This is a genomic window from Kitasatospora sp. SUK 42 (assembly GCF_015776785.2).
Classification (GTDB): domain Bacteria; phylum Actinomycetota; class Actinomycetes; order Streptomycetales; family Streptomycetaceae; genus Kitasatospora.
The window spans coordinates 1,917,519-1,943,109 of sequence record NZ_LFMD02000003.1; the positions used below are offsets into that span (position 1 = coordinate 1,917,519).

Genomic DNA, 25,591 nt, shown 5'->3' on the forward strand with positions numbered 1-25,591 from the left:
GGGCCCCACGGCCCTGCCGCGGCCGGGACACGTCCCCCCGGCGGGGCCCCGGAGTGGTGTCCGACTGACCGGTAGGGGCATGATTCTGAGCTGTCGACAACCCACTGACGCCTCCGGACCCCCCACCGGCCCCGGAACCGCACACCGCGACGGCGTCACGCCGTACAGCCACAGAGGAGAACCGCTGATGCCCACAGGAGCCGCAGACCCGTCCAGCAACGGCCGGGCGCCCTACGAGGGCGAGCGTTCGGTGGGACAGCTGTTCGCGGCGGCCACCGCTGACCTGTCCGCGCTGGTCCACGACGAGATCGCGCTCGCCAAGTCCGAGATCCGCGCGGACGTCAAGCGCGGCGTCTCCGGCGGGGTGTCGATCGCGGTGGCCGCCGTGATCGCGCTGTTCTCCGTCCCGATGCTGAGCGCTGCGGCGGCCTTCGGCATCCACGCGCTGGGCCTGTCGCTCGGCTGGTCCTTCCTCGTCGTGGCGGGCGCCTACCTGGTGCTCGCGGTGCTGCTCGGGCTGCTGGCCTACCGCTCCTTCAAGAAGATCGAGCCGCCGCACCGCGCCATCGAGGGCGCTCAGAAGACCGCCGACGTGTTGAAGAACGCCCGTCCGCGCCCGGCCACCAAGGAGGAGATCGACCGGGCCCTGGGCCGCATCCCGTAAACGCGGGAGGGCGCTCGAACCCGCCGACAGCGAGTGCCGGGCACGTGTCCGGCGCACGGATGTGACACGCTCTCGGTATGCCGCTTGACCAGACGCCCGTGCCCGCGCAGCCGTCCGCCGATTCCGGCCTCGACTCCGGCTCCGAGCCGGCCCCCGCACAGGGCCCCGGGCAGGGCCCCGGACAGGGCCCCGAGCCGACCGCCGAGCCGGTTGCCGAACAGGCCGCCGCACCGGCCGCCGAGGAGGCCCGCGGCGTCGGAGGCGGCGGAGGCGGCGGCGGTACGGAAGCCTGGGACATCCGGCAGCCCGGCCCGTGGACGCACCGCGACCTCGCGGCCAACGGAGCCCGCTTCCACATCGCCGAGCTGGGCACCGGCCCGCTGGTGCTGCTGGTGCACGGCTGGCCCGAGTACTGGTGGGCCTGGCGCCACCAGCTGACCGCGCTGGCCGAGGCCGGCTACCGCGCGGTGGCGCTCGACCTGCGGGGCATCGGCGGCAGCGACCGCACCCCGCGCGGCTACGACCCGGGCAACCTCGCCCTGGACATCACCGGCGTGATCCGCTCGCTCGGCGAGCGCCGGGCGCACCTGGTCGGGCACGCCTCGGGCGGCACCCTGGCCTGGGTCGCGGCGGTGATGCGCCCGTCGGTGATCCAGAGCCTCACGGTGGTCTCCGCCGCGCACCCCCGGGACCTGCGCCGGGCCCTGCTGACCGACCGCCGGCAGATGGCCGCCTTCGACCACGTGCTGGGCTTCCAGCGGCCGTGGATACCGGAGCGCCGCCTGGTGGCCGACGACGCCGCGCTGGTCGGCCGCTACCTGGACGAGTGGACCGGGCCGAACAAACTGGACGAGACCGCGGTGCACGCGTACCGGCAGGCGATCCGGATCCCCAGCACCGCGCACTGCTCGATCGAGCCGTACCGCTGGCTGCTGCGCTCGATGGCCCGGCCGGACGGCATCCAGTTCGCCCGCCGGATGAAGAAGCCGATCACCGCGCCGACCCTGCACGTCCAGGGCGCCTCGGACCCGGTGCTGCTGTCGCGCACCGCGCTCGGCGGCGGCGAGTACGTCGCGGCGCCGTACCGCTGGCGGCTGCTGCCGGGGGTCGGGCACTTCCCGCACGAGGAGGCGCCGGAGGAGTTCACCGCCGAGCTGCTGGACTGGGTCGGTCGTCACAAGGAGTGACGGACCGAGGGCCCAACGGAGGGGCATCCCGGAAGGGCCGTTGGGCCCAACTCCCTTGCGACTGCGCTCATATGACAACCGCATAGGCCAATTTCGACCCGGCCCGGGCGGTTACCTCCACCGGCCCAAGGGCATCCCTTCCGGTATGACCTGGATGCCCGATCACGGCGACGCCCCGCACGGCCGACGCCACGACAGCCCCCCGCGCTCCACGCACCACCCGGACCGGGCCGAGGACCTCGGTTTCGACGGCCTCGGCTTCGACACCCTCGGCCGCCGTCGGCGCGGGTCGCAGCGGCAGATGGGCATCCCGCGCATCCTCGGCCGCCGCGCCCGCTGGGTGGGCGCACGACTGCGGCGCGAGACCTGAGGCCTCGCGCCGCTTCGGCCGACCGGTCAGCGGCCGGTCGGCCCACACCCCCGGTCGGCGAACGACGCGACGAGCCGCGCGACGAACGACAACCGCCGCCCGATCAGTTCACGATCGTCGGCGACAGCGCGGTGAACCAGAGCAGGACGAAGGTCGCCACCGACATGATCGGTACCAGCACCTTGGTCTCGACGTTGTTGCCGCTGCGCTTGATCAGCACGATCTCGTAGCGCTCCTTGTGCGGCCAGAGCAGCGGCGCGCCCTTCTTGGTCAGGCAGTCGCCCAGCAGGTGCGCCAGAGTGCCCAGCGCGACCGCGTACGGCAGCCAGCCGGGCGAGTTGGGCATCCAGGTGTTCATCCCGAAGGTGCCGAGCGCGGCCAGGCCGATGACGGTGATCCACGCCTCCGGTCCGTTGCTCGGCGGGCAGAGCCGCAGGGCGCGGATCGCGAGCGCCAGCAGGAAGAAGGTCACCGCCAGGGTGAAGTTGCGGCCCAGGTAGGTGACGCCGGCCCAGGTGCCGCCGCCCATCAGCGCGACGAACAGCAGCGAGTGGGTGGCGTGCCGGTGGCCTCCGGAGGCCCAGGCCACGAAGCGGCAGAGCGCCTTGGAGACCGGGCCGAGGAAGTTGGCGATCGAGCCGTCGTGGTGGTCGAGGTCCGGCAGCAGGGCCGCCCCCGCGCACAGCACCGTGCCCATCAGTATGTCCGCGGGCTGCAGCGTGGTGTGCAGCAGCAGCGGGGGCAGGAAGGGAGCGGACGCCGCGTACAGCATCGCTCCGCTCACCGCGTGCGAATGACCCATCATCGGACTACCACGACCTCCCGTTGAGCCCACTCCGGGACGGCGCCCGGTTGAGCCGAACGGGTGAGCGCGGCTGAGGCTACCAGGGCGGACTGACGGTACGACGGATATCGGACCGGCAGAACGCGCGCCGCCGGAGGGCCGAAGTGCCCGGAGCCGCGGACTCGGAACGCGCGGCGCCGGAGGGCCGGAGCACCAGGCGCCGCGGACCCGGAGCCCGCGCTGCCGGAGGCCCGGAGCACCAGGCACCGGAGGCGCGGAACACCCGCCCCGTGAACTCAGAGCGCGCACCCCTGGGTGTCCACCCGGGTGCTGGCGGCGCTGCCCGCCGTCGCGTCCTCGCGCACCTCGGCAGCCGTCAGCACGTACCCGGTGTCGGCGCTGTCCAGGGACTTGGCGAACACCACCCCGTACACCTGGCCGTCCGGGGTGAGCAGCGGGCCGCCGCTGTTGCCCTGGCGGACCAGCGAGCGCACCGAGTAGACGTCACGCACCACCTGGCCGCGGTGGTAGATGTCCGGGCCGTTGGCCTGGATCCGGCCGCGGATGCGGGCCGGCTGGACGTTGAAGGCGCCGTTCTCGGGGAAGCCGGCGACGATCGCGCTGTCGTTGGTCTTCGCCTCGCCCGCGAAGGTCAGCGGGGGCGCGTTCAGCTTGGGCACGTCCAGGACGGCGATGTCGCGCTGCCAGTCGTAGCGCACCACCGTCGCGTCGTAGAGCTGGCCGACGCCGCCGATCTGCACGGTCGGCTCGTCCACGCCGCCGACCACGTGGGCGTTGGTCATCACCCGGTGCGGTGCGAAGACGAAGCCGCTGCCCTCCAGGGTCTTGCCGCAGGAGGTCGCGGTGCCGACCACCTTGACCAGGCTCTGCCGGGCCTTCGCCACCGCCGGGCTGCCGGCCAGCGCCGGGTCGGGGGTGTCGACCTGGGTGATCGGCTCGTGCTCGAAGGGGTTGAAGACCTGTGGGAAGCCGTTGCGGGCGAGCACCTTGGAGAAGTCCGAGAACCAGTTCGGCGCGTCGCCGGGCAGCGCGTTCTGGACGCCTCCGAGGATCGCCGAGGAGCGGACCTGCTTGGAGACCGTCGGCAGGGACGTCCCGGCCAGCGCCGAGCCGATCAGCCAGGCCACCAGCAGCATCGAGACCACGTTGACCGCCGCGCCGCCGGTCGCGTCCAGCACCCGGGCCGGGCGCCGGTCGATGTGCCCGCGCAGCTTCCAGCCGAAGTGCGCGGTGATCGCCTGGCCGATCGCGGCGAAGACGATCACCACTACGACGGCCACCACCGAGGCGGTGGTGCCGGGGCTGAGGTGGTCGAGCAGCAGCGGCAGCAGCTGGACGGCCAGCAGGCCGCCGCCGAGGAAGCCGACGAGTGACAGCACACCCACCACGAAGCCCTGCCGGTAGCCCGACACGGCGAATGCCACGGCAGCGGCGATCAGCAGCACATCGAGGACGTTCACCCCGACACCCTCCCACGGTTGGCGGCCCGCCCGCGCCGACGGCCCGTCACGAGGCGTCGGCGTCGCCGCCCGGCAGCGCGCGGGAGTGTTCGAGGTCGCCCTGGACCAGTGCGAGCGCGTCGTCCGAGAGGTCGACCACCCGGGACGGGTCCCACGGCAGCTCCAGGCCGCTGTGGTGCAGCACCCGGTCGATCACCCCGGCGGTGAAACCCCAGACCAGCCGCCCGGCGACCGCGAAGGCCGGCCCGATGTGCCCGGACGGGTGCCGCAGCCGGACCCGGTTCGCCGGATCGGCCAGGTCGGCGATCGGCACCCGGAACACCGCGCCGGTCTCGCCCTGGTCCACCGGGCGCACCGGGGACTCCACCCGCCACCAGCCCAGCACCGGGGTCACCACGAAGTGGCTCACCGGGATGTACAGCCGGGGCAGCGCCGCGAAGACCTGCACCCCGGCCGGGTCCAGGCCGGTCTCCTCCCAGGCCTCGCGCAGCGCCGCCGCGATCGGACCGTGGCCGTCCGGGTCGCCGTCCTCCGGGTCCAGCGCGCCGCCCGGGAAGGACGGCTGGCCCGCGTGCGAGCGCAGTGAGCGGGCCCGCTCGATCAGCAGCACGTCCGGTCCGTCCGGGCCCTCGCCGAACAGCATCAGCACGGCCGCCGCCCGGCCGCCCTCCCGCGGCGGCAGGAAGCGGCTCAGCTGCTCCGGCAGCACCCGCTCGGCCGCCTCCCGGACCGGCTCCAGCCAGTCCGGCAGGCCGTCCCGCTCGATCGCCCCCGCGATCACTTCTCCACCGCCAGGTCCGCGACCTGCCCGTGGTGGGCGGCGGCGTCGGCGCGGGCGGCCGCCTCGCCGGGGAAGTCCGACGGCGGCCGCAGCCGCTGGCCGGGCTGGCCCCCCATCTCGTACTTGAGCAGCTTGCGGGCCTTCTCCGGGTCGGTCTCGCCCTCCCCGTACGCGGGGCAGAGCGGCGCGATCGGGCAGGCTCCGCAGGCGGGCTTCTGGGAGTGGCAGATCCGGCGGCCGTGGAAGACCACCCGGTGCGAGAGCATCGTCCACTCCGACTTCGGGAAGATCTCGCCGACGGCGTGCTCGACCTTCACCGGGTCGTCCTCGGTGGTCCAGCCGAACCGCCGCGCCAGCCGCCCGAAGTGGGTGTCGACGGTGATGCCGGGCACTCCGAAGGCATTGCCCAGAACGACGTTGGCGGTCTTGCGGCCGACGCCGGGCAGGGTCACCAGGTCGGCCAGCCGAGCGGGGACCTCCCCGCCGAACTCGTCGCGCAGCGCGATCGACAGGCCGATCAGCGACTTCGCCTTGTTCCGGAAGAAGCCGGTGGGCCGGATGACCTCCTCCAGCTCCTCCGGGTTCGCGGCCGCCATGTCCTCGGGCGTCGGGTACTTGGCGAACAGCGCCGGGGTGGTCTGGTTCACCCGCAGGTCGGTGGTCTGCGCCGACAGCACGGTGGCCACCAGCAGCTGGAACGGGTTCTCGAAGTCCAGCTCCGGATGCGCGTACGGGTACAGCTCCGCCAGCTCGCGGTTGATCCGCCGGGCCCGCCGCACCATCGCCAGGTGCGACTCCGGCTTCCTCGGCTTCACCGCCGCCTTCTTCGCGGCCGCCTTCTTCGCCACCGGCCTCGTCACCGATTTCGTCACCGGCTTCGCCGCCGACGACTCGGACGCCGGCTCCGACGCGGGCTTCGACGTCGCGGTCTTCCGGGCCTTGCTCTCTGCCATGCACGAAGGCTACGCCGAGCGGCGCACCCCTCGGGGCCGATCAAGCACGGAAACCGCCCTGCCGGGGCCGTTGTTGTGCTGCGGCGGGCACCCCCGTGCCGACGCGGGCACCCCCGTGCCGACGGGGGCGGTCACCGGAGGGGGCGGCCGATGGTGCCCTCAAGGGTGTTGAGGAGGTCGGCCAGGCCCTCGGCGAGGCGGTCCTGCTGGTCGGGGGTGAGGCCGGAGAGGAGGGCGCGGTCGTAGGCGACGAGTTCCTGGATCAGGCCGTCGACCAGCTCCAGTCCGGCGTCGGTGAGCGAGAGGTGGGCGACCCTGCGGTCCCGGTCGTCGGTGCGGCGGCTGACCAGGCCGCGGTCCTCCAGCAGCCGCAGGCGCTTGGTGACGGCGGCGCCGGAGGCGAAGCTCTCCCGGGCCAGTTGGGTGGGGGTCAGCTCGCTGTCGACCCGGCGCAGGGCGCCGAGGATGTCGAACTCGGCGCGGGTGAGGCCGGCCCGGGTGAGCGGGTCGGGGGTCTGCTGGAGCAGTGCGGCGCAGCGGTTGATCCGGCCGAGGACGGCGATCGGGCCGGTGTCCAGGCCCGGGTAGGCGCGCTCCCACTGGCGCAGCACACCTGCGACGACGTCCTCCACGTGTGCTGCTCCCGTTCTGCGGCCTGCTTCCCTCCGCGACCGATCCTAGACGTCGCCGCGCCGCGCCAGCAGGGCCGCCAGTTGGTGGTGGGCGTGCCGTTCGGTGTCGGCGGTGCGCTGGTGCGGGAGGGCGGGGCGGCGCCATTCGCCGGTGGCGGTGTCGGCGGCCTCGCGCAGTTCCAGCAGGGCGGTGGCCAGGCCGGTCCGGGCGGCGGCGGCCTCGGGGCCGGGTCCGGCGGTCCGGGCCGCGTCGGTGGCGTTCTCGGCTCCGGCCAGGGCGTGGGAGAGCCGGGTGGCGGTGCGGCGGTTGGTGACCAGCAGGCAGGCGGCGAGCCCGGTGAGCGCGCCGACGCAGGTGTCCAGCCAGCGGTCGGCGACCAGGGCCCGGGCGGGCTGCAGGCCGGCGAACTCGGTCATCAGCAGCGCCATCGGCGTGACGAAGACGGTGGCGAGCCAGTAGCTGCGGGCGATCGTCGCCTCCGCGCCGAACTGGCACACCAGTCCGAGCGCGATCAGCGCCACCGGTCCGGAGTGGGCGAGGGGCAGGACGGCGGTGAACACCGCCAGGCCGAGCAGGTTGCCCAGCACCCGTTGCAGCGCGCGCTGCCAGGAGAGCGTGCTGTTGGCCTGGAACACGGAGGCCGCGGTGACCACGGCCCAGTACGGGCGGCCGACGCCGAGCGCCAGCGAGAGCCATCCGGCGGCGGCGCAGCCGACGGCGACCCGCAGGGCGATCGGCAGCAGCGCGGAGCCGGGCCGCAGCGCGTCGCGCAGCGGGGGCCGACGGCCGGGGCGGTGGGCGCGCAGTTCGGCGGCCTCCGCCCCGGTGAGGTCGAGCAGCGGCAGCGGGCGGCCCCGGCGCAGGTCGCGGGCCCAGGCGGCGTACCGCTCGGCGGCGGCCGGGTCGGTGGCGACCGGGTCGGCGGGTGCGGCGAGGGTCGCCTCCGCGTGGACCAGCAGCCGTTCGGGCGCGTCGCCGAGGTCCCGCCGCCGGTTCGGGGAGGAGAGCGCGAGGCTGTGCCGGGCCGCGGCGACCGCGCCGACCAGGGCGGTGCGGGCGGCGGCGTCCGGTGTGCCGGGCCCGGTGCGCAGCAGCCGGGCCGCGGCCTCCAGCGCACGGGCGGTGGCGATCCGTTCCGGGCCGTACGGGCGCGGCAGCGCGGGGGCCATGCAGACCAGCCAGGCCAGGGCGGCGCCGAGCACGGTGAGCGCCAGGTGCGGCGGGAGGTCGGCGGGGCGCTGCGGGACGAAGGCGCAGCTGGCGCTGGTGAAGGTGATGATCAGGGCGCCGGGCGGGCCGACTCGGGCGGCGTCGCAGAGCAGTTTGTGGAGGGCGGCGAGCGCGGCCGCCACGGCGACCAGGACGACGGCGTCGCGGGTCAGCGCGGAGGCGGTGAGAGCGGCTGCGGTGCTGAGGACGGTGCCCAGGAGCACGCCGGCCAGGGTCCGGGCGCGGGCGCGGTAGGGCAGGCCGTGCCCGTACAGCGCGCCGAGGCCGCCGGCCGAGGTGTAGAGGGCGAGGTCCAGCCGGCCGAGGGCGAGCAGGGTGAGGTTGAGGGTGCCGAGGGTCACCACGGCGCTGAGCGCGGGCTTGTGCCAGCCGTCTCCGGGCGGACCGACCCGGAGCGCCTGCCGGAACTGGGCGGTTGTGGCCATGCAAAAAGATTAGCAGGTAATTTACCCGTGAAACATATGAGGGCAGTCACCCCCGCCCGTCCCACGACACGCCCGTTCGATGCCACCGGTCGGACGTTCGATCGGGTGACCGCCACCGGGCGCCCCACCCGGAGACCAACCGGTACGAATGGCCCCGCACGGCACACCCGCACACACCCCCTCCTCATATGATCGGAGCGACATGCGCCATGCTTGGTGATGCAGAACACTGAACGGAACTTGCGCCGGACGGCCCACCCGCCGCACGGCCGAGAAGGAGGAAGCACGTGGACGACGTTCTGCGGCGCGCCGCACTCTTCGCGGCACTCGACGACGAACAGGCCGGCGAGCTGCGCGCTTCCATGACCGAGGTCACCCTCGCCCGTGGTGAGTCGCTGTTCCACGAGGGCGACCCGGGCGACCGGCTGTACGTCGTCGCCGAGGGCAAGGTGAAGCTGCACCGCGCCTCGCCGGACGGCCGCGAGAACATGCTGGCCGTGCTCGGCCCCAGCGAGATGATCGGCGAACTGTCGCTGTTCGACCCGGGCCCGCGCACCGCCACCGCCAGCGCGCTGACCGAGGTCAAGCTGCTGGGCCTCGGCCACGGCGACCTGCAGCCCTGGCTGCACGCCCGCCCCGAGGTCTCCATCGCGCTGCTGCGGGCCATCGCCCGCCGCCTGCGCCGGACCAACGACGTGATGTCCGACCTGGTCTTCTCCGACGTGCCCGGCCGCGTCGCCAAGGCCCTGCTGGACCTCTCCCGCCGGTTCGGCGTGCAGTCCGAGGAGGGCATCCACGTCGCCCACGACCTCACCCAGGAGGAGCTCGCCCAGCTGGTCGGCGCCTCCCGCGAGACGGTCAACAAGGCGCTCGCCGACTTCGCCGGCCGCGGCTGGCTGAAGCTGGAGGCGCGCGCGGTGGTCCTGCTGGACGTCGAGCGGCTGTCCCGCCGCTCGCGCTGACGCCCGAGCACCACGAAGGGCCCGTCCGGACGGACGGGCCCTTCGGCGTTCGCGGCTCAGCCCAGGTCCGGCTCAGCCCAGGTCCGGGATGAGCCCGTGCTCCTCCAGGTACTCCAGCTGGGCCCGCACCGAGAGTTCGGCGGCCGGCCAGAGCGCCCGGTCCACGTCGGCGTAGACCCGGGCCACCACGTCGGCGGCCGTCCGGCAGCCCGCCTCGACCGCGGTCTCCACCTGGGCGAGCCGCGTGGCCCGGTGGGCCAGGTAGTAGTCGACGGCGCCGAGCGCGTCCGCGAGCACCGGCCCGTGGCCGGGCAGCACGGTCCGCACGCCGTGCTCGGAGGCCATGGTGTGCAGGTGGCGCAGCGAGTCCAGGTAGTCGCCGAGCCGGCCGTCGGGGTGGGCGACCATCGTGGTGCCGCGGCCGAGCACGGTGTCCCCGGTGAGGACCGCGCCGTCGGCGGGCAGGTGGAAGGTCAGCGAGTCCGAGGTGTGGCCGGGAGTGGCCACCACCCGCAGGTCGAGCCCTCCGACGTCCAGGCGCTGGCCGCCCACCAGGCCCTCGGAGCCCAGCCGGTGCGCCGGGTCCAGGGCCCGCACCTCGGTGCCGGTCAGTTCGGCGAAGCGGGCCGCGCCCTCGGAGTGGTCGGCGTGGCCGTGGGTCAGCAGGGTGAGCGCGATCCGCTTGCCCCGCTCCTCGGCGAGGTCGACCACCCGGCGCAGGTGGCCCTCGTGCAGCGGTCCCGGGTCGATCACCACCGCGAGGTCCGAGCCGGGCTCGGAGAGCAGCCAGGTGTTGGTGCCGTCCAGCGTCATCGGCGACGGGTTCGGCGCCAGCACGCACAGCGCCCGTGGGGTGGCCTCGCCGCCGATCACGGCGGCGGGGTCACCCGGCAGGAGTCCGCTCACCGGCCGCCCTCGCCGTCGCGGTGCAGGACCCGCAGCGGCAGGACCCGGACGAGGGCGCGCTGGGCGACCTCGACGAACGGGACCGGGCCGGAGCAGGCCGGGGAACGGGGGGTCAGTCGGCGGGCGGGCAGCTCGGGTGCCGTCCGGCGAGCCACGTCCTTGTGGTTCATCGGCGTCGGTCCTTCCTGGTCGGCTCTGGTCGGTGGAGCGGTTGGCGGAACGGCCGGTGGAACAGCCGTTGGCTTCCGTACGGTCATACGATCAGGAGCCCTCGGGGAACTCCCCATCGATGGTCAGTTCGTCGTACCCGGGCCAGCGGACCGTCATGCGATCGCCGCGGACCTCGGCCCGGCCCAGCACCGGCGTCAGCACGCGATCGCCCGCCGCGGCCACCGCCTCGGCGGCCGTCCGCACCGACGACAGCTCGCGCAGCACCGTCACGGTCGGCGGCAGCATCCCGAACCGGCCCTCCCGGTAGCCCTCCACCGCCTCGGCGGGCGTCAGCCAGGCGACCCGGTCGGCCTCGCCGACCTCCAGGGCCGCGCGCTGGCCGGGCGGCAGGGCGGCGACGAAGAACCAGGTGTCGTAGCGCCGCTCCTCGAACTCCGGGGTGATCCAGCGGGCCCAACCGCCCAGCAGGTCGCCGCGCAGCACCAGGCCGTGGTCGCGGAGGAACTCGGCGAAGGACAGCTCGTGCGCCTCCAGCGCGGCCCGCTCGGCGGACCAGTCACGCGGCGCGGCGACGCTCCCGGCGTCCGGCCCGGCCAGCAGCACGCCGGCCTCCTCGAAGGTCTCGCGCACGGCCGCGCAGACCACCGCCCGCGCCGTCCGGGCGTCCACCCCGAGCCGCCGGGCCCACTCCTCGGGCGCCGGCCCTGCCCAGCCCGGCTCGACCTCGGCGTCCCGCGGGTCCACCCCGCCGCCCGGGTAGGCGTACATCCCGGCCGCGAAGGCCATCGAGGTGCGGCGGCGCAGCAGGTAGGCCTCCGGCCCGGCGGCGGCGTCGCGCAGCAGCACCACGGTCGCGGCGGGCCTGGGCACCGGCGGGGCCAGCGCGCCGGAGTCGACCGCCCGGATCCGGGCGGGCCAGCCGGGCGGCATCGGGAGCGTCGTTGCTCGATGGTCCATGCCCGGATGCTAAGCGCACGGAGGCGGGGTTGGACAGGCCCGTCCCCGCCTCCGCGATCACGTTCAGGCGCTCTTGACGCGCACCTGGAGCTCGACCTCGACCGGGGCGTCCAGCGGCAGCACCGCGACGCCGACCGCGCTGCGGGCGTGCACCCCGGCCTCGCCCAGCACCGCGCCGAGCAGCTCGCTGGCGCCGTTGACCACGGCCGGCTGCCCGGTGAAGTCGGGGGCGGAGGCGACGAAGCCGACGACCTTCACGACCCGCTCGATCAGGTCGAGGTCGCCGATCACCGACTTGATCGCGGCCAGCGCGTTCAGCGCGCAGACCTGCGCGAGCTCCTTGGCCTCCTCCGGGGACACCTCGGCGCCGACCTTGCCGGTGCTCGGCAGCTTGCCCTCGACGACCGGCAGCTGGCCGGAGGTGAACACGAACTCACCGGAGCGCAGGGCCGGCACGTACGCGGCGACCGGAACGGCCACCGGCGGCAGGGTCAGACCCAGCTCGGCAAGCTTCGACTCAACCTTGCTCATGCGCTCTTCTCCCGCTTGAAGTAGGCCACCAGCTGCTCCGGGTTCGGGCCGGGCACGACCTGGACGAGCTCCCAGCCGTCCTCGCCGAAGTTGTCCAGGATCTGCTTGGTGGCGTGCACGAGCAGGGGCGCCGTCATGTATTCCCACTTGGTCATGGCCAGACTCTAGACGAGCCTCCGCGACGATCGCCGCCGCACCGTCAGCGGCGTGTGAGGTGGGGCACAAAGGGGGCATGATTCAGGTCTGGCACCCCGGGTGCTCCGGGCATCAGGCGCGCTCCCTGGTTACCCTCGCGAGAGGGGCGCCCTCGGCTGAGGGGGCGCCCGTAGGACGGAGACGGACGGAGACGGAGCGTGGCACGCACCCCCGGCCAGGCGGCCCGGCGCGACCCCGACTGGGAGGGCGTCCGGCTGCACGTGGTCAGCGGCAAGGGCGGCACCGGGAAGACCACGCTGGCCGCCGCGCTGGCCCTGGCGCTGGCCGCCGACGGCGGGCGGGTGCTGCTGATCGAGGTCGAGGGCCGGCAGGGCATCGCCGAGCAGTTCGGCATCGCCGCGCTCCCGTACGAGGAGCGCCGGATCGCCTCGGTCTCCCGCACCCAGCTGGGGCTGCCCGCCGGGGAGGACGGGCCCGGCGAGGTCCTCGCGCTGGCGATCGACACCGAGCAGGCCCTGCTTGAGTACCTGGAGATGTTCTACAAGCTCGGCCGGGCCGGCAAGGCGCTCCAGAAGGTCGGCTTCGTCGACTTCGCCACCACCATCGCCCCCGGCGTCCGGGACGTCCTGCTCACCGGCAAGGCCTGCGAGGCGGCCCGGCGCAAGGGCCCGGACGGGCGGCGCCGCTACGACGCGGTGGTGATGGACGCGCCGCCGACCGGGCGGATCACCCGGTTCCTGAACGTCAACTCCGAGGTCGCCGGGCTGGCCCGGATCGGCCCGATACACACCCAGGCGCAGGCCGTGATGCGGGTGCTGCGGTCGCCGGAGACGGCGGTGCACCTGGTCACCCTGCTGGAGGAGATGCCCGTGCAGGAGACGGTCGACGGCATCGCGGAGCTGCACGAGGCGAAGCTCCCGGTGGGCGGGGTGATGGTCAACATGGTCCGGCCGCCGGTGCTGGACGCGGCCGCCGTGGCCGCGGTGGACGGGGACCACCGCGAGGACGTGGCGCTGGCCCTCGGCGAGGCCGGGCTGGGGGGCCGCTCCCGCAAGGCGGAGACGGTCCGGGCGGCGGTGGAGCCGCTGCTCGACCCGCTGCTGGAGCAGGCCAGGGAGCACGCGGAGCGGGTCGAGCTGGAGCGCGAGCAGCGCGCCGACCTTCAGCAGCTGCGGCTCCCGACGTACGAGCTGCCGCTGCTGGGCGAGGGCGTGGACCTCGGCGGGCTGTACCGGCTGGCGGGCGAACTGAAGCGGCAGGGGGCGGCGTGAGCTCTTCGACGAACGGCGTGCGGGGCACCGGCAGCCGGCTCGCGGTCGACGCGCTGATCGACGACCCGAAGACCAGGATCATCGTCTGCTGCGGCTCGGGCGGCGTCGGCAAGACCACCACCGCCGCGGCGATCGGCCTGCGGGCCGCCGAGCGCGGTCGCAAGGTCGTGGTGCTGACCATCGACCCGGCCCGGCGGCTGGCCCAGTCGATGGGCCTGACCGAGCTGGACAACACCCCCCGGGTGGTCAAGGGCGTCACCGGCGACGGAGAGCTCCAGGCCATGATGCTCGACATGAAGCGGACCTTCGACGAGGTCGTGCTGGCCCACGCCGAGCCCGAACGGGCCAGGGCGATCATGGAGAACCCGTTCTACCAGTCCCTGTCGGCCGGCTTCGCGGGCACGCAGGAGTACATGGCGATGGAGAAGCTCGGGCAGCTGCGCGCCGCCGAGGAGTGGGACCTGATCGTCGTGGACACCCCGCCGTCCCGCTCGGCGCTGGACTTCCTGGACGCCCCCAACCGGCTCGGGTCCTTCCTGGACGGCCGGGTGATCCGGATACTGACCGCCCCGGCCAAGGTCGGCGGGCGCAGCGCGATGAGGTTCCTCAACGCCGGGATGGGCCTGCTCACCGGCACCCTGGGCAAGATCTTCGGCGCCCAGCTGCTCACCGACGTGCAGACCTTCGTCAGCGCGATGGACTCGATGTTCGGCGGCTTCCGCGAGCGCGCCGACCGCACCTACCAGCTGCTCAAGGCGCCGGGCACGGCGTTCCTGGTGGTGGCCGCGCCGGAGCGGGACGCGCTGCGCGAGGCGGCGTACTTCGTGGACCGGCTCGCCGCGGACCGGATGCCGCTGGCCGGACTGGTGCTCAACCGGGTGCACGGCTCGGGGGCGCCGCAGCTCACCGCGGAACGGGCGCTGGCGGCCGCCGAGGCCCTGGAGGAGAACGGCTCGGAGCACTCCTCGCCCGAGGCGGAGTTGCTCGCGGCGGGACTGCTGCGGCTGCACGCCGAGCGGATGCAGATCATGGGGCGCGAGCGGCGCACCCGCGACCGCTTCGTCTCGGTGTACCCGGACGTGCCGATCGTGGAGGTGCCCGCGCTGCCGGGCGACGTGCACGACCTGGACGGGCTGCGGGCCATCGGGGACCGGCTCAACGGCGCGGCGTAGTCCCCGCGGGGCGGGCTCAGCCCGCCTGGGCGTAGTCCGTCAGTATCACTCCGGTCGCGAGGGACTCCTCGTACTCGGTGCGGGCCGTCTCCAGCAGCTTCCGCCACGAGATGACCGTCGGACGGCGGCGCAGCAGCGCCCGGCGCTCCCGCTCCGTCATCCCGCCCCACACCCCGAACTCCACCCGGTTGTCCAGGGCGTCCGCGAGGCATTCCGTACGGACGGGGCAGCCGCTGCACACCGCCTTCGCGCGGTTCTGCGCCGCCCCCTGGACGAACAGTTCGTCCGGATCACTCGTGCGGCAGGCGGCCTGCGCACTCCAGTCGTCAACCCAGCCCATCCCGGCGCCGTCCTCTCCCGTATTCGAGGCTCCCCCACGGCGGCAACGGCATATTCACCGTTGCCAGTTGAGGACGTTACGGAAGAACGACAGCTTGCAACAGCCCCTTCGGGCTCAATCTCGAATGACCCAATTGGACTATGGGTATCGGTCAGCTCACTCGTTGGAGTGATCGCAGGTCGCGACCCTTGCCAAGATCAAGGCCCGCACTCTCGCCACAGGCGCCATCACTGAGTGCAACCATCCACACGAGCGCGACAAGCCACAGCCGCCTCAAAAACCGCACGAGAGCGGGCAATTCGGGCAAGTCTCCCCACTCACAAGAGTGAATGGTGTTGACGCACCGAAGCTGTCGCAAGCTTGTGACAAGCCTAGGCGAACACCTGCCCTCATGTGCGGGATTCCGGGACGTAGGGTTCTCCTCATGGCACCGAAGCGCCCCCAGGCATCCCCGCCCCCAGGCAACACCGGGGCTCCGCGCCGCAAGAGCAGCGGATCACCGATGGACCACGCCGGCAACGGCGTGAAGTTCCTGGGCGTCAGCGTGCTCTCCGGAGTCCTGCTGGCAGGCCTCGCCCTGCCCGCCGTCGGCGCCATCGGGCTGACCGCCAAGGACACGGCGGAGAGCTTCCAGAACATCCCCGACGACTTCAAGACCCCGCCGCTCACCCAGGCGACGCAGATCTTCGACGCCAAGGGCGGCCTGATCGCCAAGGTCTACGAGCGCGACCGCACCGTCCTCACCGCCGACCAGATGTCGCCCTACATGAGGAAGGCCCAGGTCGACATCGAGGACGCCCGGTTCTACGACCACGGCGCCGTCGACCTCAAGGGCATCCTGCGCGCGGTCGGCAAGAACGCGGAGAGCGGCACCACCTCCCAGGGCGCCTCCACCCTGACCCAGCAGTACGTGAAGAACGTCAACGTGGAGAAGGCCGGCGACGACCAGGCGGCCGTCCTGGAGGCCCAGCGCAAGACCCTGGGCCGCAAGATCCAGGAGCTGAAGGTCGCGATCAAGCTGGAGGAGGACCTGACCAAGGATCAGATCCTCACCAACTACCTCAACATCACCTTCTACGGCCACCAGGCCTACGGGGTCGAGTCCGCCTCCCAGCGCTACTTCAGCAAGAGCAACAAGGACCTGAGCATCGCCGAGGCCGCCACCCTGGCCGGCGTGGTCCAGAACCCGTCGCAGTACGACCCGGTGCGCTACCCCGACAACACGGTCAAGCGCCGCAACGTCGTCATCGACAAGATGCTGGAGAACAAGCACATCACCGCCGACCAGGCGAAGGAGGCGAAGGCCGCCCCGCTGGGCCTGAAGTTCAAGGACCCGCAGAACGGCTGCATCACCGCCCAGGCCGGCATGGGCTTCTTCTGCGACTACGTCCGCCACGTGGTCAAGCAGGACCCGGCCTTCGGCAAGAGCGCCGAGGAGCGGAAGAAGCTCTGGGACACCGGCGGTCTGAACATCTACACCACGCTGGACCCGGACAAGCAGGCCGCCGCCCAGAACGCCGTCACCAAGAAGGTCAACGTGACCGACCAGGTGTCGGCCGCGGCGACCATGATGGAGCCCGGCACCGGCAAGATCCTGGCGATGGCCCAGACCCGCCCGTACGGCCTGGACCCGAACAAGAACCAGACCGTCGTCAACCTCAACGTCGACGCCTCGATGGGCGGCGGCAACGGCTTCCAGACCGGTTCGACCTTCAAGCCGATCCTGGCCGCGGCCGCGCTGGAGTCGGGCATGTCGAACACCCAGGCGTTCCCGTCCGAGAACAAGATCGACTACCCGCAGATGTCCACCTGCTCGGGCACCTGGAAGAACACCGACAAGCCCAAGGCCACGGTGAAGAACGAGTCGGCCGGCGAGGTCGGCCCGTACGAGCTCAAGCAGGCCATGGCGCTCTCGGTCAACACCTACTTCGTGCAGATGGAGCAGCAGGTCGGCCTCTGCGCGATGAAGCAGATGGCGAACAAGCTGGGCATCACCCAGTCCGCCAAGGGCGACGCCTTCCAGGAGGTGCCCTCGATGGTCCTGGGCACCCTGGAGCTGTCCCCGCTGACCATGGCGAACGTCTACGCGACCTTCGCCGCGCGCGGCAAGTACTGCACCCCGGTCGCGATCAACAAGATCACCACGGTGGACGGCAAGGAGCTCAAGGTCCCGCAGTCACAGTGCAGCCAGGCCTTCTCCGAGCAGACCGCGGACTCGCTCAACACCGTCCTGCTCAACGTGACCGAGAAGGGCACCGCGGCCGCCCTCGGCCTGGACGACGGCCGCAAGATCGCCGGTAAGACCGGTACCACCGACGAGAAGAAGGCCGCCTGGTTCGACGGCTACACCCCGTCGCTGGCCACCGCGGTCTGGCTCGGCGGCCCGGCCGGCGGCGTCAAGATGAAGAACATCAACATCGGCGGCAAGCACTTCGACGAGGTGTTCGGCGCCGACGGCCCCGGCCCGATCTGGCAGATGGCGATGAACCAGGCCCTCAAGGGCTCGCCGCTGGAGTCGATCCAGACCACCAACATCCCGGACCCGCAGCCGGCCGCTCCCCCGGCGGGCGCCACTCCGCCCCCGACCGCCGACCCGAACGCCCAGCAGCCCCAGCAACCCCAGCAGCCGCAGCAGCCCCAGCAGCCGGCCGGGAACCCCCCGCCGCCGCAGCAGGGCGGGCCGGGCAACGGGAACGGCAACGCCGGGTTCCCCGGCGGCTTCACCCTCCCGCCGGGCTTCGGCGGCGTGGGCAACGGCAACGGCGGCGGCCGGCACGGCAACGGCTGACCGCACGAGCACGACGGACACGAGCATGATGAAGGGGCGCCCTCCGGTCTTCCGGGGGGCGCCCCTTCGTCGTACGGGCCCTCAGCTCGGGCGGGCGGACGCGCCCCCCGCTCAGACCAGGGCGGCCTTCACGGCGGCGGCCACCCGGCCGCCCTCGGCCAGGCCCTCCACCTTCGGCTTCACCAGCTTCATCACGGCGCCCATCGCCTGCGGGCCGCTCGCCCCGCTCTCGGCCACGGCGGCGGCCACGATCGCGGCCAGCTCCTCGTCGGAGAGCTGCTTGGGCAGGTACGTCGCCAGCAGTTCGCCCTCGGCGCGCTCGCGCACGGCCTGCTCGGTCCGGCCGGCCTTGTCGAAGGCCTCGGCCGCCTCCCGGCGCTTCTTCGCCTCGCGGGCGATCACCCGCTGCACCTCGTCGTCGGACAGCTCGCGCTTCTCGTCACCCGCCACCTCCTCGCTGGTGACGGCGGACAGTGTGAGCCGGATGGTGGACGAGCGCAGTTCGTCCCGGGCCTTGATGGCAGCCGTGAGGTCCTCGTGCAGCTGCTCCTTGAGCGTCGTCATGGCCATGAGTCTCCCACCTGCGGCGTTCTCCTGCTCGCCATTAAGCGCGGCCGGGGCTGCGGCGGGCCCGCGCCCCCGTCGGGGAGGTCGCCCGGCGGGGGACTTCCGGCCGTCTGCGCCAGACCACTGGTACACGAATGTCGCAACTAATAGCCTTTATTGCGTCACTGATGATGCAAGTCTGTGAGTAGGGGATCTCCTCATGCGTGTCATGGTGCTCGGCGCCACCGGCGGTTCGGGCGGCCGCATCGTCAACCGGCTGCTGGCCGAGGGTGTCACCCCGCGGGCCGCGGTCCGCGGGGCCGGGCCGCACCGGGCCCTGCGGGCGGCCGGTGCCGATCCGGTCAGATTCGACCTGCTCTCCTCCCCGGCCGAGCTGGCCGCGGCGCTGGACGGCACCGAGGTGGTGCTCAACGCGGCCGCCGCGGCCGGTGTCCAGGAGGCGCCGGCGGTGGACCGGGACGGCGTGATCGCCGCGATCGACGCCGCGCAGAAGGTCGGCGTCCGGCGGTGGATCCAGGTCTCGATGGCCGGGGTCGACGACCCGGACCGGCTCCCCGGGCTCCTGCGGTCCGTGGCCGCCGCCAAGCGCGTGGCCGATGACCACCTCACCGGGTCCGCGCTGGCCTGGACGATCCTCCGTCCGCCGTGGCTGACCGACGAGGCGGCCACCGGACGGATCGCCTTCCGGGTCACCGAGCAGAGCCGGCTCTCCCGGACGGACCTGGCGGCCGTGGCGGTCTCCGCGATCGACCGGCCGGCCACCCACGGGCGGATCCTGGAGATCTGCAACGGCAGCACGCCGGTCGAACGCGCACTGGCCGGGCTGGCGGCCGCCACCGGGCCGACGGAGTCGGCCCGGTGAGGCCCCGGTTCAGTCGTCGGCGAGACCTTCCTGAATGGCCAGGACGGCGAGGCGCACCCGGTTCGGGGTGTCGGTCTTGGTCATCAGGTTCGACACGTGCGTCTTCACCGTGGTCAGGCCGATGTGCATCTGCTCGGCGATCTCGTTGTTCGACAGACCGGCCGCGACCAGACGCAGCACCTCCTGCTCCCGGTCCGTGAAGCGGATGGTCCCGCGCCGCCGGTCGCCCTCGCCGTTCCAGGCCCGCGCGGCCCGGGTCACCACCCGGTGGAGCACCGTCGGGCTGTACGGGCTCTCGCCGGCCGCCGCGCGCCGCACGGCATCGAGCACGGCGGACGGCGGCACGTCCTTGGCGAGGAACCCGCAGGCCCCGGCCTCCAGCACGGGGTAGAGCCGGTCGTCGTCGTCGAACGTGGTCAGCACGACGACCCGGGTTGCCGGGCGGAGGCGCAGGATCTCCCTGGTCGCGGCGATGCCGTCCATCCCGGGCATGTGCAGGTCCATCAGGACCACGTCCGGCTGGACCTGCTCGGCGAGCTTCACCGCCTCCATTCCGTTGGCGGCCTCCCCGACGACGAGGATGTCCTCGGTCCACTCGCACAGCATCCGCACCCCGGCCCGGACCAGGTGCTGGTCGTCGGCGATCAGCACGTTGATCACGGGCCCACCCCGCTCGCGGAGGGCGGGAGGGTCGCCGAGATCCGCCAGCCGTCGACGGCCGGTCCGGTGTAGAGCGTCCCGCCGACCAGTGCGACGCGCTCGCGCATGCCCAGCAGCCCGTAGCCCCCGCTCGCACCGGCCGGGGCCGGACGGGCGGAAGCGGGGGGCAGCGGCAGATCGTTCTCCAGTTCGAGGAACAGCGTCTCGTCCTCCATCTCCATCCGTATCCGGACCTTGGCGGCGGGGCCGGCGTGCTTGGTGACATTGGCCAGCCCCTCCTGGGCCAGCCTAAGGACCGTCAGCGACCTGATCGCGTCCAACTCCGCGATCCGGGGGTCGATCTCGGCCTGGATCGCCAGCCCGGACTGGCGGCCGCGGTCCACCACGCCCTGCACCGCGGCGGGCAGGTCCGCCGTCTCGGCGAGCAGCGGGGCGAGGTGGTCGGCCACCGGATCGCGCAGCGCGGTCAGCAGCCGGCGCAGGTCGGTCAGCGCGGTGTTCGCACTGGAGTGCACGTCGTCCAGCACCTCGGCCAGACGCCGGTCGGTCTGCGGAAGCACGTGCCGGGCCACGCCGACCCGCAGCACCGTGGACGCCAGGTGGTGGGCGACCATGTCGTGCAACTCCCGCGCGATCGCGGCCCGTTCACCCATCCTGGATCCCCATTCGGCGAGGTCCCGGCTCCGCTCGGCCTCCAGCGCCCGGTCCTGGGCGATCCTGGTCGCGCGCTCCGCCGACCGGATGTAGCCCGCCAGCAGCACCGGCACACTGACGATCACCGCCGCCCGGTACATCGCCGAGAACAGCTCCGAGGACAACGGCGAGTCGACGTGGACCAGTTGGGCCAGGGACAGGGAGACCGACGCCACCACGGTCGGGGTTCCCCACCGGCGCACCGCGAGCTCGAACAGGGCGGCACTGGCTCCGACCTTCGCCTCCACCATCATCGGTGGGGAGAACAACTCGGCCAGCGCCAGCATGGCGCACTGGCCCAGAGCCGTCTCGAACGGGCGCAGCCCGCTCAGCGCGGCCAGCGCCAGCACACCGAAACCGATCACCCAGTCGGGCGCCCCCAGCGCCTCGGGTCGACGGAGCAGCAGCAGGTAGCCGAGCCCGAAGGCCACCAGAGCCAGTCGCATCGGCCCGAACCTGTGACCGAAAAGGCGTTCAATCCGCTCTCGCAGCACGAGATCCGACACTACGGGGAATCGGGCCGCGCTTCCTCCTGCGGACGGAGGAGACGCCTCCTCCATCAGGTCGGACAACTCCGGCCGGATGCCCGAAGCCGCCGGTGCGCCACGCCGGAACCCTGGACCCATGACTCATCGTTCCGCCCACGCCCGGCTCGACGGCGACTCCACCACCGGGACGGTCATCCACTTCGACCCCCGCGACGGGGAGACCGCCGCCCAGCCCGCCGGCCGGGCCGGCCGGCGACGGCCGGCGGCCGCCTTCTTCGCCGTCTCGGCCGTGGTCGTCGCCGGCTGGGCCGTTCTCCTGGGCCTCTACGCCGACCCCGGGGTCCGGCTGATGTGGATCGGCTTCGACGTCCTGGAGGCTTCGGTCATGGCGCTGGCGGCACGTCTGGCCGCCCGCTCCGACCCCAGGGCCAGTCTGGCCGCGGCCGGGCTGGCCGTCTTCATGCTCACCGACCTCTGGATCGACGTCGCGACCGCGACACCGGACTACCTGCCGACCGCGGTGCTGATGGCGCTCACCGTCGAACTGCCCTACGCCCTGGGCTGCGTGGTCTACGCCCTGCGGGTGTTCGGCCGGGCCAGGGCCTGAATCCGGTCCCGACCGTCCGACCCCCGCCATCGACCCCCACCCCCCGAAACCCGGCCACCCGGGCCGGTCCCCCTTCTCAAGGAGCGTCAAGAATCGTGATCACGTCACTCGGAAAGTTCGCCGCCGAGCGCCGAAGGTGGGTCGTCATCGCCGCCCTGTTGTTCACCCTGGTGGCCGGCGTATGGGGCACCCAGGTGTTCGGCGCGATCACCGGGGGAGCCGGCTTCGACGACCCGAACAGCGAGTCCACCCGGGCCGACAAGGTGCTGGCCGGTCCGCTGGGCCGCCAGCAGACCGACGTCGTGGTGCTCTACCACAGCTCGGACCAGCGGGTCGAGGACCCCGGCTTCGCCACCAAGGTGCGGGCGGCCGTGGACGCCGTACCGCGCGAGGACCTGACCCGGCTCGACTCGTACTGGTCGACCGGCAACTCCTCCGACTTCATCAGCAAGGACGGCCACTCCACCTACGTCGCCCTGCAGTTCAAGGCCTCCGACGACCAGGACCGGGTCAAGGCGCTGCAGAAGATCGAGGACCGGTTCAAGGTGCCGGACCTCGACGTCTCCTTCGGTGGCGTCACCGCGATGACCGAGCAGGTCAACGCCCTGACCGGCAAGGACATCGGCCGCGCCGAGATGCTCTCGGTGCCGTTGCTGCTCCTGCTCCTGGTGCTGATCTTCCGCAGCGCCATCGCCGCGCTGCTGCCGCTCGCCACCGGCACCGTGGTGGCCCTCGGCTCCTTCACCGTGCTGCGGGTCATCACCTACTTCGTGCAGATCTCCAGCAGCGTGATCAACGTGATCACCATCCTGGGCCTCGGACTGGCCATCGACTACGCCCTGTTCATGGTCAGCCGGTTCCGCGAGGAACTCGCCTCCGGTACGCCGCTGGACCTGGCCGTCCAGCGCACCACGGCCTCCGCCGGGCGGACCGTCGCCTTCTCCGGCCTGGCCGTCGCCATCTCCTTCGCCAGCCTCACCCTCTTCCCGTCCCGCTTCCTCAGTTCGATGGGGTACGCGGCGGTCTCGGTGGTCGCCTTCGCGGTGCTGAGCTCGCTCACCGTGCTGCCCGCGCTGCTCAGGATCATCGGACACCGCGTCAACTCCGGTCGCATCCCGATGCCGTGGGGTCGTGGTCAGGCGACCGCCCGGCCGGAGACCGAGGGCCGCTGGTACCGCACCGCCAAGCTGGTGATGCGCCGCCCGGCGCTGATCACGGCGGGGGCGGTGGCACTGCTGCTCGCGCTCGGCACACCCTTCCTCGGAGTCAACTGGGCCCGGCCCGGCGACTGGGTGCTCCCCTCCAGCTCCGACGCCCGGGTGGTCACCCGGCAGTTGGGCACCGAGTTCAACCACGATCCGAACAAGGTGGTCACCGCGGTCGTCGAGTTCGGCGGTGCGGCGGACGCCGCCAAGCCCGCGCTGGACGCCTACGCCCAGCGGCTGGACGCGGTACCGGGCGTGAGCGACGCCGCGGTGACCGCCACGCAGGACAACACCGCCCGCATCACCATGCGCTACGCCATGGACCCGATGTCGTCCGAGGCCAACACGATGGTGCACGACCTCCGGGCGCAGACTCCTCCGGACGGCGCCGAGGCGCTGTTCACCGGCATGCCCGCCTCCCGGGTGGACATCGTCAACATGATCGGTACCCGGCTGCCGTGGATGGCGCTGTTCGTCGCGGTGATCTCCTCGCTGGTGCTCTTCCTCGCCTTCGGTTCGGTGACCATCCCGCTCAAGTCCGTGGTGCTCAACCTGCTGTCGCTCACCGCCGCCTTCGGCGCGATCAAGTGGATCTTCCAGGACGGCCACCTGCACGGCCTGCTGGGCTTCACCCCGATCGGGGCGATCGACGCCAACTTCCCGGTGCTGATCGTCGCCATCGCGTTCGGCCTGGCCATGGACTACGAGGTCTTCCTGCTCTCCCGGATCAAGGAGAGCCACGACCGGGGCGCGAGCCATGAGGAGTCGATCGCCATCGGACTCCAGCGCACCGGTGGGATCATCACCAGCGCCGCACTGCTGCTGATCGTGGTGGTGTGCGGATTCCTGACCTCCTCCATCGCCTTCATGCAGATGATCGGCGTCGGCCTGGTCATCGCCATCGCGGTGGACGCCACCCTGGTCCGGGCGATCATGGTGCCCGCCACCATGCGGCTGCTCGGCCGCTGGGCCTGGTGGGCGCCGCGCCCGCTGGCGGCGCTCTGGCAGCGGTTCAACCTGTCCCACACCGAGGAGCCCGTGACCGGCTCGCCCGATCGGACCGAAGTGGCCGTCTGAGCCCGGGGCCGGACCCGGCCCCCGCCCGATCCGTTCCGGCGCCCTCCCGCCCCGCCGAGGTACTCTGCACCTCGGCAAAACGGGAGGGCGTCATGGAACAGATCGGGCATTCCCCCGTACGGGGACCCCGCCCGATGCGGGCCGATTCGGAGCGGACCGTACTGACGATCCTCTCCGCGGCCGAGCGGATGCTCCGCAAGGACCCCTCCGCCTCGATCCAGCAGATCGCCGACTCCGCCGGGGTCGCGCGGACCACCGTCCACCGGCGGTTCGCCACCCGGGAAGTCCTGATCGCCGCGATGTCCGCGCACGCCACCCAGGAGTTCAGCGCGGCCGTCGACAGCTGCCGTCCGGAGGCCCTCCCCCCGGGGGTCGCACTCCACCGGGTCACCGCGAAGGTCCTGGCGGTGAAGATGCGATGGGGATTCGCCCTCGCCAACGTCTCACCCGCCGATGTGCAGAGCACGCGGGTGCACGTCGAGGTCCTCGAACGCTGCGACCGGTTGTTCCGCCGGGCGCAGGAGGCCGGCCTGCTCTGCACGGACGTCGACCTCACCTGGATCCGCCGGGTGTACTACGCCCTGGTCGGGGCGGCGGCGGAGGGCGAGGTCGCGTCCGGCCGCGCGGAGGAGCTGGCGACGCTGGTCGTGGACACCCTGATGCGCGGCGTCGGCGCGAAGCACGCCCTCTAGGACCTGTCCGGCGGATCTCGGCGGGCCCGGCAAGGATCCGCCGGGTGGCCGTTCAGGCCAGGCGGACGACGGCGCGGGTCACGCCCAGCACCTTCTGGCCCGCCGAGGTGACCGTCAGGTCGACCCGGACGGTCCGGGCCTCGTCATCCAGTTTGGCGGCCACCTTGCCGCTCACCTGGAGTTCGGCCCCCCGGCCGTCATCGGGGACGACCACCGGATTGGTGAACCGTGCCTTGTACTCCAGCACCGCTCCCGGATCCCCCACCCAGTCGGTCACCGCGCGGATCGCCGAGGCCATGGTGAACATGCCGTGCGCGATGACGTTCGGCAGCCCGACCTCCCGGGCGAACCGCTCGTTCCAGTGGATCGGGTTGAAGTCCCCGGAGGCCCCCGCGTAGCGCACCAGCTGCTCGCGGGTCACCAGGACGGTGAGCAGCGGCAGTTGACCGCCGGCCTCGACCTCGGCGTACCGGACTGTCGCCGCCACCTCAGACCTCCTCGGTCGCGCGGGCCACGAGGGTCATCGTCGTGGTCACCACATGTCCGCCCTCGGCGTCGTACACGTCGCCGCGCAGGCTCAGCAGGTCGTTGCCCCCTGCCTCCTTGATGTCCTCGATGAGCACCGTGACGGACAGCCGGTCGCCCGCCCGCACCGGCCGGGTGTAGCTGAACCTCTGGTCACCGTGCACGACCCGGCTGAAGTCCAGCCCCAGCTCCGGGTCCTCGATCACCTGGGCAGCGGCCCGGTAGCTGATCGCGAACGGGAAGGTCGGGGGCGCCGGCACCTCCGAGTGGCCGAACTCCCCGGCCGCCTCGGCCAGGGTGTACGCCGGGTTGGCGTCGCCGACCGCTTCGGCGAACTCGCGGATCTTCTCCCGCCCGACCTCGTACGGCGGAGTCGGCGGGTAGGTACGTCCGATGTAGGACGGATCGAGCGGCATCATCGCCTCCAGGGCGTGCTGATCATCGTGCGCCGTC

General features: G+C 72.7%; 28 protein-coding genes. 11 read left to right on the forward strand and 17 right to left on the reverse strand.

From position 1 onward, the window contains the following. Window positions 1-187: 187 nt before the first annotated feature. From RZ50_RS18255 to RZ50_RS18265, 3 genes are all read left to right on the forward strand, one after another. Complete coding sequence (locus RZ50_RS18255) at window positions 188-664, forward strand: phage holin family protein (protein WP_196951990.1); 477 nt, start codon at window positions 188-190, stop codon at window positions 662-664. A gap of 77 nt (window positions 665-741) precedes the next feature. Continuing rightward, window positions 742-1,851, forward strand: a complete 1,110-nt coding sequence (locus RZ50_RS18260) for an alpha/beta fold hydrolase (protein WP_254802528.1) — start codon at window positions 742-744, stop codon at window positions 1,849-1,851. A gap of 145 nt (window positions 1,852-1,996) precedes the next feature. Further along, complete coding sequence (locus tag RZ50_RS18265; protein ID WP_196951991.1) at window positions 1,997-2,221, forward strand: hypothetical protein; 225 nt, start codon at window positions 1,997-1,999, stop codon at window positions 2,219-2,221. Between the two features lie 103 nt (window positions 2,222-2,324). Here RZ50_RS18265 and RZ50_RS18270 read toward each other — a convergent pair whose 3' ends face one another. From RZ50_RS18270 to RZ50_RS18295, 6 genes are all read right to left on the reverse strand, one after another. Beyond that, window positions 2,325-3,026, reverse strand: coding sequence for a metal-dependent hydrolase (locus RZ50_RS18270; protein ID WP_196951992.1), 702 nt, complete (start codon window positions 3,024-3,026; stop codon window positions 2,325-2,327). Between the two features lie 275 nt (window positions 3,027-3,301). Next, complete coding sequence (locus RZ50_RS18275) at window positions 3,302-4,486, reverse strand: MarP family serine protease (RefSeq protein WP_196951993.1); 1,185 nt, start codon at window positions 4,484-4,486, stop codon at window positions 3,302-3,304. 46 nt (window positions 4,487-4,532) lie between these two features. After that, complete coding sequence (locus tag RZ50_RS18280) at window positions 4,533-5,267, reverse strand: CoA pyrophosphatase (RefSeq protein ID WP_196951994.1); 735 nt, start codon at window positions 5,265-5,267, stop codon at window positions 4,533-4,535. Continuing rightward, window positions 5,264-6,220: an endonuclease III gene (nth, locus tag RZ50_RS18285; protein ID WP_196951995.1), complete on the reverse strand. Its 957-nt coding sequence runs from the start codon at window positions 6,218-6,220 to the stop codon at window positions 5,264-5,266. The genes RZ50_RS18280 and nth overlap by 4 nt, the downstream gene beginning before the upstream one ends. A gap of 131 nt (window positions 6,221-6,351) precedes the next feature. Beyond that, on the reverse strand, window positions 6,352-6,852 hold the full coding sequence (locus tag RZ50_RS18290; protein WP_196951996.1) for a MarR family winged helix-turn-helix transcriptional regulator: 501 nt from the start codon (window positions 6,850-6,852) through the stop codon (window positions 6,352-6,354). 45 nt (window positions 6,853-6,897) lie between these two features. Next, window positions 6,898-8,508 (reverse strand): FUSC family protein, encoded by a 1,611-nt coding sequence (locus tag RZ50_RS18295; RefSeq protein WP_196951997.1) that lies wholly within the window; start codon window positions 8,506-8,508, stop codon window positions 6,898-6,900. Window positions 8,509-8,795: 287 nt separating this feature from the next. Here RZ50_RS18295 and RZ50_RS18300 point away from each other — a divergent pair, with 287 nt between their 5' ends. Next, window positions 8,796-9,470 (forward strand): Crp/Fnr family transcriptional regulator, encoded by a 675-nt coding sequence (locus tag RZ50_RS18300; protein WP_030288117.1) that lies wholly within the window; start codon window positions 8,796-8,798, stop codon window positions 9,468-9,470. 72 nt (window positions 9,471-9,542) lie between these two features. Here RZ50_RS18300 and RZ50_RS18305 read toward each other — a convergent pair whose 3' ends face one another. From RZ50_RS18305 to RZ50_RS18325, 5 genes are all read right to left on the reverse strand, one after another. Then, the gene (locus RZ50_RS18305; RefSeq protein ID WP_196951998.1) at window positions 9,543-10,376 is read right to left on the reverse strand and encodes an MBL fold metallo-hydrolase; all 834 of its coding nucleotides are present in this window, start codon (window positions 10,374-10,376) and stop codon (window positions 9,543-9,545) included. Beyond that, on the reverse strand, window positions 10,373-10,546 hold the full coding sequence (locus RZ50_RS18310; RefSeq protein ID WP_196951999.1) for a hypothetical protein: 174 nt from the start codon (window positions 10,544-10,546) through the stop codon (window positions 10,373-10,375). Before RZ50_RS18310 ends, RZ50_RS18305 begins: the two co-directional genes overlap by 4 nt. 91 nt (window positions 10,547-10,637) lie before the next feature. Beyond that, complete coding sequence (locus RZ50_RS18315) at window positions 10,638-11,504, reverse strand: NUDIX hydrolase (protein WP_196952000.1); 867 nt, start codon at window positions 11,502-11,504, stop codon at window positions 10,638-10,640. A gap of 63 nt (window positions 11,505-11,567) precedes the next feature. Continuing rightward, window positions 11,568-12,035, reverse strand: a complete 468-nt coding sequence (locus RZ50_RS18320) for a RidA family protein (RefSeq protein ID WP_196952001.1) — start codon at window positions 12,033-12,035, stop codon at window positions 11,568-11,570. Continuing rightward, a complete protein-coding gene (locus RZ50_RS18325; RefSeq protein WP_158835332.1) occupies window positions 12,032-12,190 on the reverse strand; it encodes a DUF4177 domain-containing protein in 159 nt (52 codons plus the stop codon). The genes RZ50_RS18320 and RZ50_RS18325 overlap by 4 nt, the downstream gene beginning before the upstream one ends. A gap of 198 nt (window positions 12,191-12,388) precedes the next feature. On the opposite strand from RZ50_RS18325, the gene RZ50_RS18330 reads away from it, so the two are divergent. Beyond that, window positions 12,389-13,462 (forward strand): ArsA-related P-loop ATPase, encoded by a 1,074-nt coding sequence (locus RZ50_RS18330; RefSeq protein WP_196952002.1) that lies wholly within the window; start codon window positions 12,389-12,391, stop codon window positions 13,460-13,462. Beyond that, on the forward strand, window positions 13,459-14,634 hold the full coding sequence (locus RZ50_RS18335; protein ID WP_308271743.1) for an ArsA family ATPase: 1,176 nt from the start codon (window positions 13,459-13,461) through the stop codon (window positions 14,632-14,634). Before RZ50_RS18330 ends, RZ50_RS18335 begins: the two co-directional genes overlap by 4 nt. A 16-nt stretch (window positions 14,635-14,650) precedes the next feature. Here the strand turns inward: RZ50_RS18335 and RZ50_RS18340 are convergent, their stop codons facing one another. Continuing rightward, window positions 14,651-14,974, reverse strand: coding sequence for a WhiB family transcriptional regulator (locus tag RZ50_RS18340; protein WP_195911063.1), 324 nt, complete (start codon window positions 14,972-14,974; stop codon window positions 14,651-14,653). A gap of 502 nt (window positions 14,975-15,476) precedes the next feature. Between RZ50_RS18340 and RZ50_RS18345 the strand changes: the two genes are divergently transcribed. After that, window positions 15,477-17,762, forward strand: coding sequence for a transglycosylase domain-containing protein (locus RZ50_RS18345; protein WP_196952039.1), 2,286 nt, complete (start codon window positions 15,477-15,479; stop codon window positions 17,760-17,762). 111 nt (window positions 17,763-17,873) lie between these two features. Here the strand turns inward: RZ50_RS18345 and RZ50_RS18350 are convergent, their stop codons facing one another. After that, complete coding sequence (locus RZ50_RS18350; protein WP_196952003.1) at window positions 17,874-18,326, reverse strand: GatB/YqeY domain-containing protein; 453 nt, start codon at window positions 18,324-18,326, stop codon at window positions 17,874-17,876. A 202-nt stretch (window positions 18,327-18,528) separates the two neighbouring features. Here RZ50_RS18350 and RZ50_RS18355 point away from each other — a divergent pair, with 202 nt between their 5' ends. Continuing rightward, on the forward strand, window positions 18,529-19,191 hold the full coding sequence (locus RZ50_RS18355; protein WP_196952004.1) for an NAD(P)H-binding protein: 663 nt from the start codon (window positions 18,529-18,531) through the stop codon (window positions 19,189-19,191). Between the two features lie 9 nt (window positions 19,192-19,200). Here RZ50_RS18355 and RZ50_RS18360 read toward each other — a convergent pair whose 3' ends face one another. Next, entirely contained in the window at window positions 19,201-19,851 is a 651-nt protein-coding gene (locus RZ50_RS18360; protein WP_196952005.1) for a response regulator transcription factor, read from the reverse strand. After that, entirely contained in the window at window positions 19,848-20,990 is a 1,143-nt protein-coding gene (locus tag RZ50_RS18365) for a sensor histidine kinase (protein WP_196952006.1), read from the reverse strand. Before RZ50_RS18365 ends, RZ50_RS18360 begins: the two co-directional genes overlap by 4 nt. A gap of 178 nt (window positions 20,991-21,168) precedes the next feature. Here RZ50_RS18365 and RZ50_RS18370 point away from each other — a divergent pair, with 178 nt between their 5' ends. From RZ50_RS18370 to RZ50_RS18380, 3 genes are all read left to right on the forward strand, one after another. Beyond that, window positions 21,169-21,639, forward strand: coding sequence for a hypothetical protein (locus RZ50_RS18370; RefSeq protein WP_196952007.1), 471 nt, complete (start codon window positions 21,169-21,171; stop codon window positions 21,637-21,639). A gap of 95 nt (window positions 21,640-21,734) precedes the next feature. Then, entirely contained in the window at window positions 21,735-23,921 is a 2,187-nt protein-coding gene (locus RZ50_RS18375; RefSeq protein WP_196952008.1) for an MMPL family transporter, read from the forward strand. Between the two features lie 134 nt (window positions 23,922-24,055). Further along, entirely contained in the window at window positions 24,056-24,613 is a 558-nt protein-coding gene (locus tag RZ50_RS18380; protein WP_254802530.1) for a TetR/AcrR family transcriptional regulator, read from the forward strand. A 52-nt stretch (window positions 24,614-24,665) separates the two neighbouring features. Here the strand turns inward: RZ50_RS18380 and RZ50_RS18385 are convergent, their stop codons facing one another. Together RZ50_RS18385 and RZ50_RS18390 are read right to left on the reverse strand one after the other, a co-directional pair. Further along, window positions 24,666-25,100 carry a MaoC family dehydratase gene (locus RZ50_RS18385; RefSeq protein ID WP_196952010.1) on the reverse strand — a complete coding sequence of 145 codons (435 nt, stop codon included), beginning with the start codon at window positions 25,098-25,100 and terminating at the stop codon, window positions 24,666-24,668. A 1-nt stretch (window position 25,101) separates the two neighbouring features. Continuing rightward, window positions 25,102-25,554 (reverse strand): MaoC family dehydratase N-terminal domain-containing protein, encoded by a 453-nt coding sequence (locus RZ50_RS18390; protein WP_196952011.1) that lies wholly within the window; start codon window positions 25,552-25,554, stop codon window positions 25,102-25,104. Window positions 25,555-25,591 lie beyond the last annotated feature (37 nt).